Raw genomic sequence first — 17,881 nt, 5'->3', positions numbered from 1 at the left:
ATTAAATAGTTATTGGTGTTGATTAAGTCCCCGCCTAACCCACCCTACGAATTCCAACAATTTCTCCTTTTATGGGCGTAGTTATCGTTCCGATAAAATCCGTAATATTTCTGGATTTAATATCTGAATTCTCGACCCTTGAATTGAAATCAATTCTTCCTGACTCAATTTGGCAAATACCCGTGATAATGTTTCAGGAATCGTTCCTAATAAAGAGGCTAACTGAGTCTTGGTTATATCTAATTTTACGTGATTGGGATGATCAGACCGTTCGCTTAAATAGAGCAAATAAGCCGCTAACCGTCCGGGTACTTCCTTTAACGATAAATCTTCAATTAATCGGGCAAAATGTCGCAAATGCCGCGCAAAAACGGCTAACATATTAATCGCTATCTTTGGCTGTTGCTCCAACAATTCTAAGAAAGCATCGCGCCCAAAAAATAACAATTCAGTTTTCTCTAAAGCTGTAGCCGATGCGGGAAAGCATTCGCCATCAAAAGCGGGGACTTCGGCAAAATGTTCTCCCACCTCAAAAAATTTTAATATTTGTTCTTTCCCTTCCGCTGATAACTTAAATACTTTGACTCGACCGGATTTCACGACAAAGAATCCCCTACCGTCCTCCCCTTCAACAAAAATTACCTCACCTTTATGATAGGATTTGGCGATCGCAACCATTGCGATCGCGTCTAACTGCTCATCCGGCAAACCTCGCCAGAGTTGGGTATTGGCGAGAAAGTCTCGCTGTTGAGAGGGTTGACTCACGGTGCAAAATGTGTTATTTGGCTTAAAACAGTTTACTGATAACAGTAGCCCAGATTTGCCGCATTCACATAGCCGTCTATTGGTCTTTCAATCGGCACCCAACCATTGTTTCCCTCGTTGGCGATATAAACTGTCCGATTTTTTTCTAGCGTACCAATTACTTCGCCATTCGGTTGCGATCGCACTGATATATTTGGCGAAACTACCTGACGACAGTTATCACCGGGTACAGTGGAAACCTGCTCATTTCCGGGGGTAGTTGGCGGTGTTTGACCGGTGGGTTCGGACGGGGGAACTGCACCCGTACAATATTCTAAATATCTGGCTGCCACATAACCATCCATCGGGGCGTCAATCTGTACCCATCCATCTTCAGGTTCACCGATAATAGTGACGGTTTGTTCATTTTCTAAAGCTCCGATAACCTGTCCATAAGGTTGTTGGCGGATATTCAGCATGGTATTGACATCAACCTCTCGGCAATTGGTTGCTTGAGCAATCTGATACTCATCAGAACCCTGTACAGATGGGGGTTGATTTGCATTGGCTACCTTGGGCAAAATGGTTAGTGCCAGTGAATAGATGGTGGTAAATCCTAGGAGTTGCCACGTCTTGTTGAGATAGTTCATTAGAGCGACTTTATCCTTATAATTCTTCTATACAACTCTCTAGTGTCTAGAAAATTGCCCGTTATCTCATCTATCTCAAGTCGAATATCCAAATAAATCCTAAGAATTAATTGAAGGTAATAAGAAATGGGGAATAGGAAAGAAGTACTAATTAACTGCATCTTTAATGGATTACAGGAAAAATGTACCATGGCTTCCCCTGCTTCCCCTACTCCCTCCGCTTCCCCTGCTCCCCCTGCTTCCTCTGCTGTTGGCGCTTAAGTTGACACCAATGCCTATCTCCCTCACCACCATCCTGATTCAGCACCTCCTACTTCAGCACCTCCTACTTATGAGGCGGTGGCGGAAATTTGTCCAATAATATCAGCCAAGCGATCGCGTACCTGAAGCATCGCATCCGCTATTTCTTCATCAAGGAGGCTAGGATTTTCTCGGAGTGTGAGAATCTGTTGTTTAAGCTGTTGCAGTTGTTCCAACTGCTCTTCCTCCACATCCTCACTATCAATCGCGGCTTCGAGTTGAGAGAATTGCTCGTCATTTTGCATCAACGACTCAATCTGTTCTCGTTGGGCAAGCAGTTGCGCGATCGCATTGTAGTACGCTTGAATCACCCGCACCCGCGCATAAGACTGATTGGCTTCTTCTTGTTGTCCTAAAGCCGATAACACGCGAGAACGCCCATACCAAGGAATCACGTCATCCGGATGCAGTTCAATGGCTTGATCACAAGCACTCAGAGATGTCTCTCCTTGGAGTTCCAGACATTCCTGCACCAAAGCATTAAATGTATCAGTTCTAGGGGAAAGGGTTTCAGCCGCCGTCACCGGGGGCATATAGAGTCCCAGCACTAATACTACTGTAATAATTACCTGCCAGAGTCTTGAAAGGTTCATGGAAATATATTCTCAATAGACTGTTCTACCCTAACGAATGTTAACGTTGACCGAGAAACTTTGTTAACCATCCGCCAAGAAGTCTTAATCTCCCCCATCTCCCCTATCTTCCCGATCTCCCCCATCTTCCCGATCTTCCCCATCTTCCCCATCTCCCCCGAAACCTCCAGTCGTTGACGCTTTCATAAATTGTCAAATTTTGAAACCCCGATTCCCAGTATCCTTAGTTTTAGAAGACGCAAATACGATAACGTTCAGGACTGATGCATTGTCAGGGAAACAACTACTACTTCTGGGGCTTGCGGAATTTACCCCAATATGCCTCCGACTCTCCTGCAATGGCGAAAGTCTCATCGTAATCACTCACAACGATTGAAACCATGATTGAAAAAATTTTGCTCGCTGTTGCTGGTCGGGGATTATGTGAAGAAATGTTTAATATGTTGACCGAAATCCCAATCATGCAACAGGCATCGGTTACGGTTCTCCATGTGGTCACACCCCAAGTTAGTGCTGACGCCATGTCAGCCAAGCTAGAAGAGGGAGGTAAGATTTTGGCAGACGCCATCAAGTCTCTCAAAATCGATCCCAACAAAATCACACCCCGACTCAAACAGGGAGATCCCAAAGACGTAGTGCTGCAAGTGGCTGAGGAAGAGCAATCTGACCTGGTGATTATGGGGTCAAGAGGACTCAAACGATTGGAATCTATCTTGGAAAACTCCGTTAGCCAATATGTTTTCCAATTGTCCTCTCGTCCCATGTTATTGGTGAAAGACGAGATCTACGTCAAACGGATCAAACGAGTCATGGTGTCTATGAATAAATCCGAGAGTGCTAAGCAAGGCTTGGATTTGGCACTGTCTCTGATTCGGGATGTCAAAGGCGGTCAACTGTATTTAGTTCACATCAACCCTGACCAAAAAACGCCATCGGGTGAACCGATAACCACGCCTGAAACCGATCCCGTTTTGGCATCGGCGGCGGCGGAAGCGAAAAAACAAGGCGTTGCCTATAAATGTATCAATAGTCAAGGTCAGGCTGGACGAGAGATTTGCCGCTTGGCAGATGAAATGAATGTGGACTTGTTAGTCCTCGGTTCTCCGGAACGCCGTCCCACTATTGCTAAGTCTCTCCCTGATTTAGACCGATTGCTGGGGACTTCCCTGTCGGACTATGTGCGGGTGTATGCGAATTGCCCTGTGCTATTAACCCGTACACCGGATTGAGTAAAATGGCACGCTCCTTAAGGTTGGTGGGCAATGCCCACCCTACTCACTGTCGGACTATGGGCGGGTGTATGCGAATTGTCCCGTGTTGTTAGCCCGCACACCGGATTGAGTGCTAGATCCCCGACTTCTCGAAGAAGTCGGGGATCTCATGGGCGAAGGGTAGACAGCCAATGCTAAGAATTTCGATTGCTTTCTCGGCTAGCTGTCTGGATATACAGAATCAACAAAAAAACTGTGGGAACCAGCACAAACAGAAGACTGGCAACGAACCCTAAATCATTAACTTGCATTGAACTAGTGCCTCTACAATTGGTTTTGAACCGCTCTTCTTAGAATATCATTGGCTTCTGCCAATAGTGCAGCTTGAGAGCAAATATTGATCAGCTACATTATTTCCTCTGCTCCCAGACGCACCATGGCACGTCTCTGTATTGCTTCCCCTGTTCTCCCTACTCCTCGCCGCTTCAGGGTTTAGTTTTCACGCTGACTGGTCCATTGACCAAGGTTTGGCAGGCTAATCGGTAACTCTCCGGTTTTTTCTTCAGTTTACGCTGTTCTACCTCAGTTCGAGGTGAGAGATTTTCCATCCCTTCGACAACCTCGACAACGCAGGTGCCACATTGACCATAGCCTCCACAGTTCATCAATTTTCCTTTCAAGGTATACAGGTCAATCTTGTTTTGCAGGGCTTTCTCCCGTAAGTTCGCCCCATCTGCTGCAATGACTTCCTGGTCTTCCTTGACAAATTTGATATTAGCCATCTAGTTCTCCGCTATGTCACTCCTGATATATCCTAGAAGAATTTGCACTCAGGATACTGAATCCTCTGATTCACATTGACTTGACCTTCTTCTAGGCTAACGAATTATAAAGATGGTCGTAGGGTTGTAGGGATGCAGGAGGTGTCATTTCAGCCATTCCACCTGTCCTAAGCTTTATGACAGGATAATTCTTTATGTACAGACGGCGACATGCAACACTTGTCCTGTTCCCCCATCACCTCTTTCCCAATCACCAATGTTATCGACGGTTCAAGGCGGCATTATAAACGTTCTCGTTTGCTTTCACCGACTGCATCAAGTCTACAACCGGATGGGGATAATCTACCCCAAGTCTCACCCTAAACTGTTTTTGCTCGGCTGGGGTTAATGTCCAAGGTTGGTGTACTTTAGCGGCGGGTAAAGAATCCAGTTCGGGTAGCCAATGTTTGACATAGTAACCTTGGGGATCATACTCTTTCGACTGTTTTTGAATATTGAAATAGCGAAACCCACGAGCATCGTTGCCCACTCCCGCCGTATAGTTCCAGTTCCCCCAATTGCTACAAACATCGTAGTCAATCAGTACCGATTCAAACCACTCCGCGCCGATTTGCCAGTTAATTCCTAGGTTTTTGGTGAGAAAACTGGCAACATTTTGCCGTCCCCGATTGGACATGAATCCAGTGGCGGCGAGTTCCCGCATGTTGGCGTCAACTAAGGGAAAACCTGTTTTTCCTTGCTGCCAAAGGGTAAATGGTTGCCAGTCTTCTTTCCAGGGAATGGGTACACCCTGTAACCCCGATTGGCGAAAGATGCGGTTCCCATGCTTGGCACAAATAAATCGGAAAAAGTCTCGCCAAATTAACTCAAACACTAACCAATAGGTTGAATCATTTTTGACTCGTTCCTGTTCGTATTGCTGAACCTGTTCATAAATAAAACGTGGCGATAAACACCCCAAGGCTAGCCAGGGAGAAAATTTAGAGGAGTAATCTGCCCCCAACATACCATTGCGGGTTTGTTTGTAAATTTTGAGACAGTCTTTTTTCCAGAAATAGTCTTCGAGTCTGGCTAATCCGGCGGTTTCTCCCCCTTGGAATTGTAATACTGCCCGTTGGTCAAATATAGGGGGTTCTAGTCCAAAATCAGCGAGTAGAGGCAATTCACTAACATCGATAGAGGGAAGAGACGGTAAACGTTTTGGGGTGGGAAAGATGGGATAAATTGTGGATTTTTTCTCCACCTGCTTACGAAAATTGGTAAAAAGTTCGGGAATTTTTGAGAGATTGAAGGGTAAATTATCAGGATGGTAGAGGGTACTTCCCCAGAAGGTTTGTACGGTGATGCCAATCTCAGATAATGCTTGTTTGAGTGCAGCTTCTACGGCGACTTCTTCGGCGGTAACTTCTTGGTGAAAATAAACCTCAGTGATACCCAGTTTGTTGGCTAAAGCGGGAATCACCTTCTCCGGTAAACCCCGACGCACCAGTAAATCACTTCCCCGCGATCGCAAAACCTCTCGCAAATCAGCTACACTTTCCACTAGGAATTTAGCGCGGAATGCCCCAGTTTTAGGGAATCCAAAGGATGTGGTGTGAAAAAGGCGATCGTCAAAGCAGTAGAGGGGAATCACCTGCGCCTTTGTCTGAAGCGCCTGGTGTAGGGGTTCGTGATCATGCAAGCGCAAGTCATTGCGATACCAGAGAAGAATTCGTTTTTCACTCACAGTTGGTTGATGGAACGTGTAATTGTCCTTTATTCAGATTACCCGAAAAACTCTGGCTCTGAGTAACTATGGCGATTAAAATCGCAGCTACACAAACTAAGTCCGCCTACACGGACTAAACTCTAATAGAAATGGTATAAGAATAAACCAATAATCTTTGAATGCCAGCCTAAATCCCCTACAATTTCACTCAAGTTTATCCAGCATCCAACTCGGACCAATATCCCTTAACTGATACCCACGAGGATAACTTTTCAACTGACTCTCCGTAAAGAAATCTGACCTTCTTCTCGGTAAAAGCCAGCGCTGGAAGTATCCCCGCAACTTGAGACTATTTTGGGCAACAGTTACCATAAACCTAGAAGGCTTGGCAAAACCAAACGCCGCTAGCATTCGCTCATCGAATAAACTATACATAGCTGGTTTCAGCAGAGGATGACTCAAAGCCGGAAACCAGCTTAGGAATAAATTAATCGTTGATTCTCCTACACCACGATTACTATCGGAATACACAAAATTGTCTTGTTCGTACTTCTGGTTATAGTGGGCAAATTCATCATAAGTGGAGGGTATATCTCGAATTTGCATTCTTTCCCCTACCGCTTGCCAAAAATAAAATATCGCTAGCTTTTCCTGTTCACAAAATAACCGCCACCCAAAGTGTTCATTCCAGCGAATTGGCTCATAGATGAAGGTTGAAAGCACATAGAGAAAATCGTCATTACTAATCGGATAATGCCCATGAATCGCATTCATCCTCCGAATCGATGCTGCACCCCGTTCACTGTCGTAACCCCATTGGAGAATCTCGGCAATGAGTAAACCTGTATCATCGTAGCGCTTTTGGGTATGGTGATGAAATTCTCCGGTGCGAGTAAGCAGTCGAGAAATACTGGGAATGCAGAACGTTTTCAGCATGGCTAATTCCAACGCACGGGTGATATCCCACGGAAATTCGTAGCCAGCGACGAGGCGACAAATTAAACTATGGTCAGTAATGGGGTTGAGTTGCTGAATATACTGAAGACGTTGGTTGCGATTCCAAACAGTCATAACCGTTACATAAGACCTACTCAAAACTGATCAACCGTAGTCAAATAAGCGTCTTGATCCTTACTTCCTGCTTCATTCTGGTGGTGTCGGCACTCACCCTTCGGCTTCGCTCAGGGTCAACCAGTCCACAGGCACTTCCCCACCTAACTGGCGTCTATCTCCCAATTATTGGTTACAGCTTCTGACCCTTGAGTCTCTCTCTGATAAACTGTAAGGTGTGATACAAGTTTTTTAAGATAGTTAAACCGTACACCTCCCTTGAACAAGCTTAAATAGAGATATCAATACTTGCAACAATTCTTAACAAGCTTTACAACTAAAGATAGAACCCTCGACCAGGAGTACTGCTTCACTGGAGCAGCAAAAGGGGGTTGAGCAGGAGTTCATCCCCCTCAACGGCTGGGAAAGCTGGCGGTGATTGCCGTGATCAGGTCAAGGTTTCAACAGCTTATACCAGTAATTGAGGGAGCAATGACAGACGTTTAAGAGCCATTGTAAGGAGAGTCAATACTCTGTGATCCAACGCTTCAAGCAGGACTTAAAAAACGACCTAATCGCCGGTCTTCTGGTAGTGATTCCCCTCGCTACCACAATCTGGCTGACGATTACCATCGCCAATTGGGTGATCAATTTTCTTACCCGTATCCCTAAGCAACTCAACCCCTATAATAACCTCCACCCCATTTTGGTCAATCTCTTGAATTTACTGGTAGGGCTAACGGTGCCCCTCCTGTGCATTCTACTGATTGGCTTAATGGCACGTAATATTGTCGGGCGGTGGTTGCTGGATTTAGGAGAACGAGTGTTGCAGGCAATTCCCCTGGCTGGATCAGTCTATAAAACACTCAAACAGTTATTGGAAACCTTGCTTAAGGATTCCAGCAGTAAATTTCGGCGGGTGATTTTGGTAGAGTATCCGCGTCAGGGAATGTGGGCGATCGCCTTCGTCACGGGGACAGCAACGGGTGAAATTCAAGGCAAACTCAACGACACCATGTTGAATATTTTTATCCCCACCACTCCGAATCCGACCACCGGATGGTATGCTATTGTGCCGGAAACTGAAGTGATTAATCTTTCTATGTCGATCGAAGATGCCTTTAAGGTATTAATCTCTGGTGGAATTGTGGGACCGAGTGAATCCATGGGTGTACCCCTCCAGATGCCATACGGCAAGACGAAGCGAGAGCAACCTCTATCAGATATGCTCCAACAGCAGATGTTACCCACAGAAGAAAGTTCCTAGCGATTAGGGATTGGGGAAGAGGGTTATTGATGGACATAGCTAGCTTCTTTTCGGGAGCCAGTAGAACAAAGGACAAAGGACAAAGGACAAAACAATGCAACCCCGCAGAATTGCTCGTGAACTGGCACTTTTAGGTCTCTCTCAGATGTCTCGTGAACCGGAACAGCTTGATGAAAAACAACTGAGCCAGATGGTATTAGTCGCCGTGAGGACTCTAACCGATGAAATTAACGAAGCTTTAGAAACAGCCTCAGCCGAACTCAAACGCGGAAGCGATCGCCTCCTCGGTAGTGAAACCCGTGCGATCGATGTGCGAAGTTCCAAAACGATGGTTGCTGAAGCCATTGAACTAACTCAGAAGGCGATAAACCGTATCGGTGTCGCGGTAGAAATCCCGGAAATGATTCAGCTTGCTAATCAAGCCGACGTGCGGACTTATGCGATAGAAATTCTACAGGCGATTCGTCGTAGGCAAGTCGAAATTGACGAAATACTGGTTAAATCGCTTAAAGATTGGCAAATCAATCGCTTACCCCGCATTGACCGCGATATTTTGCGAATAGCGGTGGCAGAAATGGCATTTTTAGGGATTCCTGATCGGGTGGCTATTAACGAAGCCATAGAACTGGCTAAACGCTACAGCGATCAAGAAGGGCATCGATTTGTGAATGGCGTGTTGCGTCGCGTCACTACCTGCATAAATGAGCCAGAGTCTCCAGCTCTAGAAAAGTTCATATAAGTAAGTCGGTTAGCCCAGGTGAACGAGGATCGTCATTCGTCCTTTGTCCTTTGTCCTTTGTCATACTCGCTTCCCTTGAAAAGCAAGCTCAAAACTGACAACTCACAACTATTTCTAATTAGGTGCAATGGTATTTAATTGGTTCCGCCGCCAAGTTGGTAAAAGTACTGCTTCTTCCGAGGAGAAAGAAGAGAAGCAAGAACAGCAGTCAGCCACTCCCCCGGTTGAATCGCCGAAATCGGAGAGTGAGTCTGCTACTCAGGAGCAATCATCAACAGTTGCTGACGATTATCTGAGTTGGGCAAAAGCTGCTTATACAAACCTGCAAAAGCAGGAGTCAGCACCCTCAGAAGCTGAAACTGAAGCGCCAGAGGTACAACCTGACACGGCTGAATCTGCCCAGGCTGAACTAACAGAGAGTACAGAAGCCACAGAAACTGCCCCGGAAACGGTGGGAGCAGAGGAAGCAGAGGAAGCCGGGGGAGCAGAGGAAGCAGAGGAAGCCGGGGGAGCAGAGGAAGCAGAGGAAGCCGGGGGAGCAGAGGAAGCAGAGGAAGCAGAAGTTAGAGTTGATCAGAGTAGTACAGCCACCTCCCCAGAATCTCCGGTTGTAACTGAGGCAGAAACCGACACCGAACAAGTAGAACCTGAAGAAACGGAGGCTCCAACGGCTTCAGATACCATAGCCGACGTGGAAACTGACACAGAGGAACCCGAACCTGGGGCGGCTGAAGAATCAGCAACTGTGCCAATTTGGGCAAGGAAATCTGAACGGGAAGAACGACTTAAACGGCTCGAAGCAACGGCAATTGAGACGCCAGAACCGGAATCTGTAACGCCACCCACAACCCCACCCGAAGCCGAGGCGGATGTCGCCTTGGATGAAGAATTTTTATGGTCAGCCAAAGTCTTAGCCGATCAAGGGCGTACCCCTGAGGATGTCTCCGCTGAGGAAATTAGCTGGCTCAAACAGCTTCGCTCTGGACTGGGCAAAACTCGTCGTGGCTTAGTCAATCAACTCAAGTCTATTGTCGGTCAGGGTCCGTTGAACCAAGACGCCGTGATGGAAATTGAGGCGTTGTTGTTGCAAGCGGATGTGGGTATCGAGGCAACGGATTACATTATTGAAACCCTGCAAGCGAAAATGCGCCAGGAAGTCTTGCCTCCGGAACAAGCGATCGCCTATTTGAAACAAATTCTTCGGGATTTACTGGATAAACCCTGTCAAGAGTCTTACGGTTCCACCTTTTTCCCGGAAAAAGACATCCTGAATATTTGGTTGATGACTGGGGTAAATGGTGCAGGAAAAACCACCACAATTGGTAAACTGGCTCATTTAGCCAATAAATCCGGTTACAAGTGTTTAATTGGGGCTGCCGATACCTTCCGGGCGGCGGCGGTGGAACAGGTGAAGATTTGGGGAGAACGCAGTAGCACAGAGGTGATTGCTAATCCGGGCAAGAATACTGATCCAGCCGCTGTGGTATTCGATTCAATCACAGCCGCTCAAGCCCGAAATACAGAATTGCTTTTGGTAGATACCGCAGGGCGTTTGCAAAATAAGAAAAATCTGATGGAGGAATTGTCAAAAATTCGCCGGATCATTGACAAAAAAGCACCTGAGGCGAAGGTGGAATCGTTGCTGGTATTGGATGCTACCCTCGGTCAAAATGGTTTGCGTCAAGCTGAGGTGTTCTCGGAAGCGGCAAAACTCAGTGGTGTGGTGTTGACTAAGTTGGATGGTACGGCTAAAGGCGGTGTGGCTTTGGCGATTGTACAGCAACTGGGATTGCCGATTCGGTTTATTGGTGCTGGGGAAGGGATTGAAGATTTACGTCCATTCTCAAGTTATGAGTTTGTGGAAGCATTATTGAGTGGATGATTTACCCCTAAAGAACTAATAACCAATGACCAATGAAAAATGAGAAAAATATGTAGTGATGTAACAATAGCTGCATAAGATTAAGAAATATTGCAATAACTTGAACCCATTGCTATGGTATGCATTGTCCATTTAGCGAATGCTTGTTGGAACTATGAATATCATGCTAAATATTGGCGACTATGCCCATCATCGTTCAACTGGGAACGTGGGTAAAGTTTTAGCTTATGGGCATCAAATCGTAGATGGTGTGTATTTACCCACTCTCAAAGTTGAAGTACAGGTAGTGAATGAGAGTGGGAATAAGACACGAATATTTATTGAAGACGTGTTTCAGGAATGGATGCAGGTGGAGCAAGGTGTTCATCCAGGGAAGCCGACTGAGACGGATTTAGCGATCGCGTAACGTTGAAAGGAGGCGTGGTGAGGTGTCCTGATTTCTCAACCTCGAAGGATTTTCCGCTACTCACCCGACACCCGACACCCGACACCCCGCACCCAGTCACCCCACACCCGGTCTAGTGATATCAATCGTAATTGTGCCGCCAAAGTCAGGGATAGGAGCAGCAGGTTTACTCAGCCGCACTTGTACTCGCTCGACTCTATCGAGCTTTAATAGAGCATCTGCGATCGCGCTGGCTAATTTTTCCACTAAGGAAACCTTAGAGTTGGCGATCAGTTGCTTAACCGTGTCAATAGCTTGGCGGTAATCCAGAGTGTCTTTAATGTCGTCACTCTCACCGGCGGGAGCTAAATCTAACCATAACGTGAGATCCACTTCAAACCATTGTCCAAGTACCCGCTCTTCTGGCAGATAACCTGTATAGCCATAAGACCGAATTTTATTGACCTGTATGCAATCCATTGACAATACCAACTAAACAACTAATACCCAATCTATTTCCCCATCCCGCTTCCCCACACCCCACACCCCACACCCCATACCCCACACCCCACACCCTGCCTACCTTTGACGCGAGCTTGTCACCCCTTCAGGTTGACACCAATGCACCATCCCCTCATCCCCTATAAGCATTCTCTCTATGCTTTCTATTGGAAATCCAAATGCAAAGAATGGAGCATCGTCAGTTAATCTAATTGAAGAAATATTAGGAAGCGTTACAAATCTTAACTCTTCCCGGAAAGTATGAGAAAGTGTTGCCAAGACTGAACCCTTCTGAGTACACTGTCGTTCTCTCACTCCTCCAAGCTTAATGCGAATCGCTAATCGTATACATTTTAGAAACCTGCAAGGTGACATATTTGGGGGGATCACCGCTGCGATTATCGCCCTCCCCATGGCACTGGCTTTCGGTGTTGCCTCCGGTGCAGGCGCTGTAGCTGGTCTTTGGGGTGCTGTTTTAGTTGGCTTCTTTGCTGCCCTGTTTGGTGGCACACCCACTCTTATTTCTGAACCCACTGGTCCAATGACCGTGGTCATGACTGCCGTTATCGCTAACCTGACGGCGACGGCGGGTACAGAAAAGGGTATGGCTATGGCATTTACCGTAGTCATGATGGCAGGGGTATTCCAGATTATTATGGGTACATTGCGGTTGGGTCGATACGTTACCCTGATGCCCTACACCGTAGTATCTGGATTTATGTCTGGGATTGGATTTATCCTGGTCATCCTGCAACTTGCACCATTTTTGGGACAGGATAGTCCTTCCGGTGGCATCCTGGGTACAATCCAAGACATACCTGATCTTATACGCGATATCCAGCCCGGTGAAACGGCTCTGGCGGTTTTGACGGTTACGATTCTGGTAGTACAGCCATTGTTATTGCAGTCTGCGCCGCCTAATTTTAAAAAGTTTTTCCCACCGCCCCAGTTAATCGCGCTGGTGATCGGAACGGTAGTAGCATTGGTTATGTTCCCTGAGATGGGCGGTATTCGCCGCATTGGTGAAATCCCTCAAGCTTTACCTAATTTACAGGTTCCAACTTTTAGCGCGGCAGAATTCCAAACCATGCTCATTAATGCCTTGGTTTTGGCGATGCTCGGTTGTATTGATGCTCTACTCACTTCCGTTGTTGCCGATAGCTTAACTCGTAGTCAGCATAACTCGAACAAAGAATTAATTGGTCAAGGGTTAGGAAACTTAGCATCCGGATTATGTGGCGGTATCGCTGGCGCTGGTGCAACCATGGGAACCGTGGTGAATATCCAAACTGGTGCTAGAACTGCCATATCAGGTTTAACTCGTGCCTTAATCTTGCTAGTCGTCATTTTAGGTGCTGCTAGTCTAACGGCTTGGATTCCGATGGCGGTTCTGGCTGGAATTGCCCTCAAGGTTGGTATAGATATTATCGACTGGGGTTTCCTGAAGCGAGCGCATAAGGTTTCGATTAAGGGCGCCATGATTATGTATGGTGTGATCATCCTGACTGTATTTGTTGATTTGATTGTCGCTGTTGGCGTTGGTGTATTCGTTGCTAATCTCTTGACCATTGAACGTCTCTCCAAACTTCAAGCTAAGGATGTTAAGACGATTACCGATGCCGATGATGCTATCCAGATGACTGATGAAGAGAAAGAACTGATTGATCAAACGGATGGTCGCATCCTATTGTTCCACCTAAGTGGACCGATGATCTTTGGGGTATCCAAGGCAATCTCCCGTCAGCAAAATGCGATGGCAGATCATGATGTCCTGATTGTAGACTTAAGTGATGTCCCTCACTTGGGTGTTACCTCTTCGTTGGCGATTGAAAATTCCATCCAAGAAGCCATTGATAAAGGTCGTCAAGTCTTCATTGTTGGTGCTACGGGTCAGATTGAACGACGCCTGCAAAAATTGGGCATTCTGTCAATGTTACCTGCCCATAATTTACACGTTGATCGCACAGAAGCATTGCGCCAAGCTGTTGCTGTGGTCAAGCGATATGAACTCCCAGAAAATGGTACATTGTCTACTGCCTATCCCACTCAATCCGATGATGTTGCCATCAGCCACTAAATTCAATAAAGCAATATAGGATAGGGTTGATGTCTAATCCCCTGTTTCTAATCGGGGAAGGGGGAATTTTTTTTATTAGGAAAATTAATTATAAATATTAAATTTGTAAATTTTATTAATTTTGTCATAAAGACGTATAATTATAGTAAGCATTAAACGAAGTACAATCAGGTTTGTTTTGGCTAATTGACTAAAGACAAACCGTTGTCCAGACCGATAAGGATAGGTCTGTACCAAAAAGCAAATCAAGACGATCTGACAATAGATTGATTAAGTTAGGGTTGTGCAATGAATACTCATTGTATTTCAGCACACTCTGGTCATAAATTCGCTTAGATTCAGATGTTCATGGATTTAGGAAGCCGTTTTAGTATATCGGCTTGAACGAATAGGCTTTGAGGGGTTAAATTTACTTTAATGTCACTAAACCTCAAGAGTAACTTATCAATCAATCTCACAGACTCGAAGATAAACCATAGATGCAGACCATGATTTTTTCAGACCTGATACAACCAATTCCCATATTAGCAACAGCGCCAGAAAATTCGTCTATTGTTCTGGCTGGTGTGTTGCTCAGTTTAGTTATCATTTATCTTGCCAGTAAACTGGGTGGAGAGTTATCCAGGGCAGTTGATTTACCGCCAGTTTTAGGTGAATTAGTCGGCGGCGTTGTCGTGGGTGTTTCAGCATTGCATCTGCTCGTTTTCCCTGAAAGTGGGGCAGTTGCGGCTGATTCGCTACTGATGAAATTACTGCAATGGATTGGTGATTTAAGCCCAGAGGCTGTCAACAATGTCTTTGAAACCCAGAGTGAAGTGGTCTCGGTTTTAGCTGAAATTGGGGTGATTATCCTCTTATTTGAAATTGGCTTAGAATCAGACTTACGGGATCTCAAAGAAGTCGGTTACCAAGCCGCAATTGTGGCGGTGGTGGGAGTCGTCGCCCCTTTTGTAGCGGGTACAGCCGGGTTAATGTTTTTCTTTAATGTTGCCGCGATTCCAGCGATTTTTGCAGGTGCAGCGTTAACCGCTACCAGTATTGGGATTACCTCCAAAGTTCTCTCGGAATTAGGACGTCTCAAATCAAAAGAAGGTCAGATTATTGTGGGGGCGGCGGTTATTGATGATGTTTTGGGTATCATCGTCTTAGCTGTGGTTGCGAGTCTGGCGAAAACTGGTGAGGTTGATGTTTTCAACGTTATCTATCTGATTATTAGTGCCAGTGTTTTCCTCCTCGGTTCTATTTTCCTGGGTAAGTTTTTCAACCGCTCTTTTGTCGCGATCGCGGATAAGTTACAAACGCGAGGACAATTGGTTATTCCGGCGTTTACCTTTGCCTTCTTAATGGCATTCTTAGCGAATGTGATTCAATTAGAAGCAATTTTAGGGGCATTTGCAGCAGGATTAGTTCTGGATGAAACGGATAAGCGCAAAGAACTGGATAAGCAAGTTGTTCCCATTGCCGATATTTTAGTCCCCATTTTCTTCGTCGCTGTGGGGGCACAAGCTGATTTAGGCGTTCTCAATCCTGCGGTTCCGGCAAATCGGGAAGGATTAGTGATTGCTGTTTTCTTAATTGGGGTAGCGATTATCGGGAAATTGGTTACAGGTTGGACGTTTATTGGTCAACCCCAAATTAACCGCTTTGCGATTGGGGTTGGTATGATTCCTCGTGGTGAAGTGGGATTGGTATTTGCTGGGATTGGTTCAGCTAGTGGGGTTTTGAGTAAGCCTTTAGAAGCGGCGATTATCATTATGGTAATTCTGACGACATTCTTAGCCCCACCGTTCTTGCGAGTAGCATTTAAAGGTTCCCCGGAAGCTGCGGAAGTTGAAGAGTCGAAAGAAGCTCTGGAAAAAGCAGATTTGTTTGGATAGAGAACTGTAGGGGCATGGTACTGCCCATCTGTGTAAACTTAAGCCAAAATCTACTCTCCCCTGGTGGATACTGCTGGTCATTAACTGAGGGGTGAGGGGTCAGATCCCTCCCCTTTCCCCCTCCCCAAACCTCTCCTACAAGGAGAGGGAAGCGGAATATAACAGAAGTGTCTTTATGTGATGGTTCGGTGCGTTACGCTTTGCTAACGCACCCTACTGGACTGACACAGCTAAAATTTTGGAATAGATTTGACCATTGAATCGGGCGCAAGTCTTTGCGCCCCTACAGTTTCCGGGCGGAATTCTAACTCATCAAATAAGGTGTGCCACGACACTACGGCTATGGAAAACGAGTTTACAGATGTCTAATTTCAGCTAACGCTTGATGTAACACCCCACGATGTCTCCAGCCCACGAATCCGCTGTAAAGACATTCTCCTTCGGGATTAGTAACAAAAATATGGTCAATGTGTAACGGACTTGTCCAGATGCGAATCGTGAATCCGTTGGCTAAAGTGATGTAAGGTTGGCTACGGGGAAAGTCTCGCGGATGAGCATCAGTCATTCCAGGTACTGACTGCAAGCGTTCAATTAACTGAGCGGTAAAATCTAGGGGGTAAGGGTTAGTTATTGTCGGATTTGCCCAAAATTCCCGGATAATTCCGATGACTGTGGGATGATTTTTGAGTTGGGCATGGGCTAAGTTGGGGATACTCACAAACTTGGCACCGCAAAACTTGGTTGATTCAACGGTAATTGTGCCGTCGCTACCCCTATCCCTATCGCCAGCAATGACTAACGTAGGAACCATTTGGGCGATAGATTGGGCAATCTGGCGGCGGTTAATCCCTAGCGCACCAGCAATCCCAATTCCTACACCCAAGGGGTCAATTAATCGGGCTAAATCTGCCCCGCCAATGGGGGATGCAACTAGGACTAACGATTCTATTTGAGACCACCATTCGGGATGTTGATTAAGGATTTCTAACCAAATTAAACCGCCCATGGAATGACCGATAATTCGGATAGGGGTATCGGGATATTGGGTAATGGTTTCAGTGGCTATTCCTTCGACCTGTAGAATTAAGGGTTCAATTCGCCACCAGGTTTTTAACCAACCGAGATTGGGTGTAACCAAGTGAGACTGGGGAGTGGCTAAGGAGTTCGCTAGGGCTGCGATCGCGTGATGGGTATCCGCCCAGCCATGTTGGGCAAATAGAATAAAGTCTGGGGTTGGGTTCATGGGCTTCAATCAGTCAAGCAGTAATCAGGAATACAATGAAGTTGCCGAATTAAAACAGCGCTTACCGCAACTCTTGATGGTCTGGAAGCGCCAAGCAGCAGAAGGAATGTTGAGTCATGGCTTATAGCGATTTTAAAACCATCAATCAAGTTAAAGCTAAGTTCGATCTTACTATTAATCTGATTAATCTGTTTTCTCAAAGCGAACGATTTGAACCAAGCGAATACCTTAAAACGACCCTGAAGCGTAATTTGAAAGTCGCTTTTGATAACGATACTGAAAAAGCTCGTTCAGAGTTGATTATTGCACCGTTGTTGATAGAAGTTAGAGAGATATTTAATGGTAAAGTTAGCTTATTTTCGGGTCGAGATTTTAATGTTGATGCCAGCCAAGGACTCAATGGTTTTTGTGACTATATTTTGAGTGCCTCACCGTTTACATTAGAAATCGAGTCCCCAGTGGTGACAATTGTCGAAGCCAAAAATGAGAGTACTAATGTCGGTTTAGGACAGTGTATTGCCGAGATGGTAGCCGCACAACGGTTTAACCAAGCCAGAGACCGAATGATTGAAAGCATCTATGGTGCTGTAACCACGGGTCGTATCTGGCGCTTTCTCCAGCTTGCGGATCCTGGAGTTTAGACTACGAAAAATCAACCCAGCTATAGCCCGATGCTGAGAAAGAAGGAAAATTCCTAAAAAATTAAAGTTTAAGATGCTTTTTTCGACCGTTGGTCAACGGCGAAGCGGCGCAAATATTTTCGCCAAATCTGACCCAAATCAGGCATTTCTTGACCGACCCATACTAACCATAGAGGCTTAGACTGTGACTGGGATGATTTAGGTTTGAGTCGTTCGACTAAAATCAATTGC

Annotated in this window: 18 protein-coding genes; 9 read left to right on the top strand and 9 right to left on the bottom strand. The window is 45.9% G+C overall.

Annotation, left to right across the window (positions count from 1 at the left end; all coding sequences use genetic code 11):
• Nucleotides 1-81 precede the first annotated feature (81 nt).
• From RID53_RS34795 to RID53_RS34785, 3 genes are all read right to left on the bottom strand, one after another.
• A complete protein-coding gene (locus RID53_RS34795) occupies nt 82-765 on the bottom strand; it encodes a Crp/Fnr family transcriptional regulator (protein ID WP_446392438.1) in 684 nt (227 codons plus the stop codon).
• A 32-nt stretch (nt 766-797) separates the two neighbouring features.
• On the bottom strand, nt 798-1,394 hold the full coding sequence (locus RID53_RS34790; protein ID WP_446392437.1) for an SH3 domain-containing protein: 597 nt from the start codon (nt 1,392-1,394) through the stop codon (nt 798-800).
• 329 nt (nt 1,395-1,723) lie between these two features.
• Nucleotides 1,724-2,287: a tetratricopeptide repeat protein gene (locus RID53_RS34785; RefSeq protein WP_446392436.1), complete on the bottom strand. Its 564-nt coding sequence runs from the start codon at nt 2,285-2,287 to the stop codon at nt 1,724-1,726.
• A gap of 380 nt (nt 2,288-2,667) precedes the next feature.
• Here RID53_RS34785 and RID53_RS34780 point away from each other — a divergent pair, with 380 nt between their 5' ends.
• Nucleotides 2,668-3,516: a universal stress protein gene (locus tag RID53_RS34780; RefSeq protein WP_446392435.1), complete on the top strand. Its 849-nt coding sequence runs from the start codon at nt 2,668-2,670 to the stop codon at nt 3,514-3,516.
• A gap of 176 nt (nt 3,517-3,692) precedes the next feature.
• Here the strand turns inward: RID53_RS34780 and psbM are convergent, their stop codons facing one another.
• The 4 genes from psbM to RID53_RS34760 all read right to left on the bottom strand — a co-directional run bounded on the left by psbM (nt 3,693) and on the right by RID53_RS34760 (nt 7,059).
• Nucleotides 3,693-3,809: a photosystem II reaction center protein PsbM gene (gene psbM / locus RID53_RS34775; RefSeq protein WP_446392434.1), complete on the bottom strand. Its 117-nt coding sequence runs from the start codon at nt 3,807-3,809 to the stop codon at nt 3,693-3,695.
• Between the two features lie 174 nt (nt 3,810-3,983).
• Entirely contained in the window at nt 3,984-4,280 is a 297-nt protein-coding gene (locus RID53_RS34770; protein ID WP_446392433.1) for a 2Fe-2S iron-sulfur cluster-binding protein, read from the bottom strand.
• 259 nt (nt 4,281-4,539) lie between these two features.
• A complete protein-coding gene (locus RID53_RS34765) occupies nt 4,540-6,006 on the bottom strand; it encodes a DASH family cryptochrome (protein ID WP_446392432.1) in 1,467 nt (488 codons plus the stop codon).
• Between the two features lie 186 nt (nt 6,007-6,192).
• The gene (locus RID53_RS34760; RefSeq protein WP_446392431.1) at nt 6,193-7,059 is read right to left on the bottom strand and encodes an oxygenase MpaB family protein; all 867 of its coding nucleotides are present in this window, start codon (nt 7,057-7,059) and stop codon (nt 6,193-6,195) included.
• Nucleotides 7,060-7,573: 514 nt separating this feature from the next.
• Here RID53_RS34760 and RID53_RS34755 point away from each other — a divergent pair.
• From RID53_RS34755 to RID53_RS34740, 4 genes are all read left to right on the top strand, one after another.
• The gene (locus RID53_RS34755; protein ID WP_446380795.1) at nt 7,574-8,305 is read left to right on the top strand and encodes a DUF502 domain-containing protein; all 732 of its coding nucleotides are present in this window, start codon (nt 7,574-7,576) and stop codon (nt 8,303-8,305) included.
• Between the two features lie 94 nt (nt 8,306-8,399).
• A complete protein-coding gene (gene nusB / locus RID53_RS34750) occupies nt 8,400-9,044 on the top strand; it encodes a transcription antitermination factor NusB (RefSeq protein ID WP_446392430.1) in 645 nt (214 codons plus the stop codon).
• A gap of 127 nt (nt 9,045-9,171) precedes the next feature.
• Nucleotides 9,172-10,926 carry a signal recognition particle-docking protein FtsY gene (ftsY, locus tag RID53_RS34745; protein ID WP_446392429.1) on the top strand — a complete coding sequence of 585 codons (1,755 nt, stop codon included), beginning with the start codon at nt 9,172-9,174 and terminating at the stop codon, nt 10,924-10,926.
• 154 nt (nt 10,927-11,080) lie between these two features.
• Nucleotides 11,081-11,332 (top strand): hypothetical protein, encoded by a 252-nt coding sequence (locus RID53_RS34740; RefSeq protein ID WP_446392428.1) that lies wholly within the window; start codon nt 11,081-11,083, stop codon nt 11,330-11,332.
• Between the two features lie 96 nt (nt 11,333-11,428).
• Here RID53_RS34740 and folB read toward each other — a convergent pair whose 3' ends face one another.
• Nucleotides 11,429-11,791 (bottom strand): dihydroneopterin aldolase, encoded by a 363-nt coding sequence (gene folB, locus RID53_RS34735; RefSeq protein WP_044208635.1) that lies wholly within the window; start codon nt 11,789-11,791, stop codon nt 11,429-11,431.
• A 349-nt stretch (nt 11,792-12,140) separates the two neighbouring features.
• Between folB and bicA the strand changes: the two genes are divergently transcribed.
• Together bicA and RID53_RS34725 are read left to right on the top strand one after the other, a co-directional pair.
• Nucleotides 12,141-13,889 (top strand): bicarbonate transporter BicA, encoded by a 1,749-nt coding sequence (bicA, locus tag RID53_RS34730; protein WP_446392427.1) that lies wholly within the window; start codon nt 12,141-12,143, stop codon nt 13,887-13,889.
• Between the two features lie 488 nt (nt 13,890-14,377).
• Nucleotides 14,378-15,766, top strand: a complete 1,389-nt coding sequence (locus tag RID53_RS34725; protein WP_446392426.1) for a cation:proton antiporter — start codon at nt 14,378-14,380, stop codon at nt 15,764-15,766.
• Nucleotides 15,767-16,121: 355 nt separating this feature from the next.
• On the opposite strand, the gene RID53_RS34720 is transcribed toward RID53_RS34725, so the two are convergent.
• The gene (locus RID53_RS34720) at nt 16,122-17,009 is read right to left on the bottom strand and encodes an alpha/beta fold hydrolase (protein WP_446392425.1); all 888 of its coding nucleotides are present in this window, start codon (nt 17,007-17,009) and stop codon (nt 16,122-16,124) included.
• Between RID53_RS34720 and RID53_RS34715 the strand changes: the two genes are divergently transcribed.
• Nucleotides 17,008-17,136 carry a hypothetical protein gene (locus RID53_RS34715; RefSeq protein WP_446392424.1) on the top strand — a complete coding sequence of 43 codons (129 nt, stop codon included), beginning with the start codon at nt 17,008-17,010 and terminating at the stop codon, nt 17,134-17,136. The genes RID53_RS34720 and RID53_RS34715 overlap by 2 nt on opposite strands.
• On the top strand, nt 17,126-17,650 hold the full coding sequence (locus RID53_RS34710) for a hypothetical protein (protein ID WP_446392423.1): 525 nt from the start codon (nt 17,126-17,128) through the stop codon (nt 17,648-17,650). The genes RID53_RS34715 and RID53_RS34710 overlap by 11 nt, the downstream gene beginning before the upstream one ends.
• Nucleotides 17,651-17,881 lie beyond the last annotated feature (231 nt).

This window comes from Coleofasciculus sp. B1-GNL1-01, from assembly GCF_040220235.1.
GTDB lineage: Bacteria > Cyanobacteriota > Cyanobacteriia > Cyanobacteriales > Coleofasciculaceae > Coleofasciculus.
Note: the sequence above shows the minus strand (reverse complement) of the source record. Positions and strands in the feature narration are given on the sequence as shown.

Bases quoted from the DNA above. Each gene is read 5' to 3' on its own strand.
- RID53_RS34790 (WP_446392437.1), bottom strand. From the start codon at position 1,394: ATGAACTATCTCAACAAGACGTGGCAACTCCTAGGATTTACCACCATC.
- RID53_RS34785 (WP_446392436.1), bottom strand. From the start codon at position 2,287: ATGAACCTTTCAAGACTCTGGCAGGTAATTATTACAGTAGTATTAGTG.
- RID53_RS34780 (WP_446392435.1), top strand. From the start codon at position 2,668: ATGATTGAAAAAATTTTGCTCGCTGTTGCTGGTCGGGGATTATGTGAA.
- psbM (WP_446392434.1), bottom strand. From the start codon at position 3,809: ATGCAAGTTAATGATTTAGGGTTCGTTGCCAGTCTTCTGTTTGTGCTG.
- RID53_RS34770 (WP_446392433.1), bottom strand. From the start codon at position 4,280: ATGGCTAATATCAAATTTGTCAAGGAAGACCAGGAAGTCATTGCAGCA.
- RID53_RS34760 (WP_446392431.1), bottom strand. From the start codon at position 7,059: ATGACTGTTTGGAATCGCAACCAACGTCTTCAGTATATTCAGCAACTC.
- nusB (WP_446392430.1), top strand. From the start codon at position 8,400: ATGCAACCCCGCAGAATTGCTCGTGAACTGGCACTTTTAGGTCTCTCT.
- ftsY (WP_446392429.1), top strand. From the start codon at position 9,172: ATGGTATTTAATTGGTTCCGCCGCCAAGTTGGTAAAAGTACTGCTTCT.
- RID53_RS34740 (WP_446392428.1), top strand. From the start codon at position 11,081: ATGAATATCATGCTAAATATTGGCGACTATGCCCATCATCGTTCAACT.
- folB (WP_044208635.1), bottom strand. From the start codon at position 11,791: ATGGATTGCATACAGGTCAATAAAATTCGGTCTTATGGCTATACAGGT.
- bicA (WP_446392427.1), top strand. From the start codon at position 12,141: ATGCGAATCGCTAATCGTATACATTTTAGAAACCTGCAAGGTGACATA.
- RID53_RS34725 (WP_446392426.1), top strand. From the start codon at position 14,378: ATGATTTTTTCAGACCTGATACAACCAATTCCCATATTAGCAACAGCG.
- RID53_RS34715 (WP_446392424.1), top strand. From the start codon at position 17,008: ATGGGCTTCAATCAGTCAAGCAGTAATCAGGAATACAATGAAGTTGCC.
- RID53_RS34720 (WP_446392425.1), bottom strand. From the start codon at position 17,009: ATGAACCCAACCCCAGACTTTATTCTATTTGCCCAACATGGCTGGGCG.
- RID53_RS34710 (WP_446392423.1), top strand. From the start codon at position 17,126: ATGGCTTATAGCGATTTTAAAACCATCAATCAAGTTAAAGCTAAGTTC.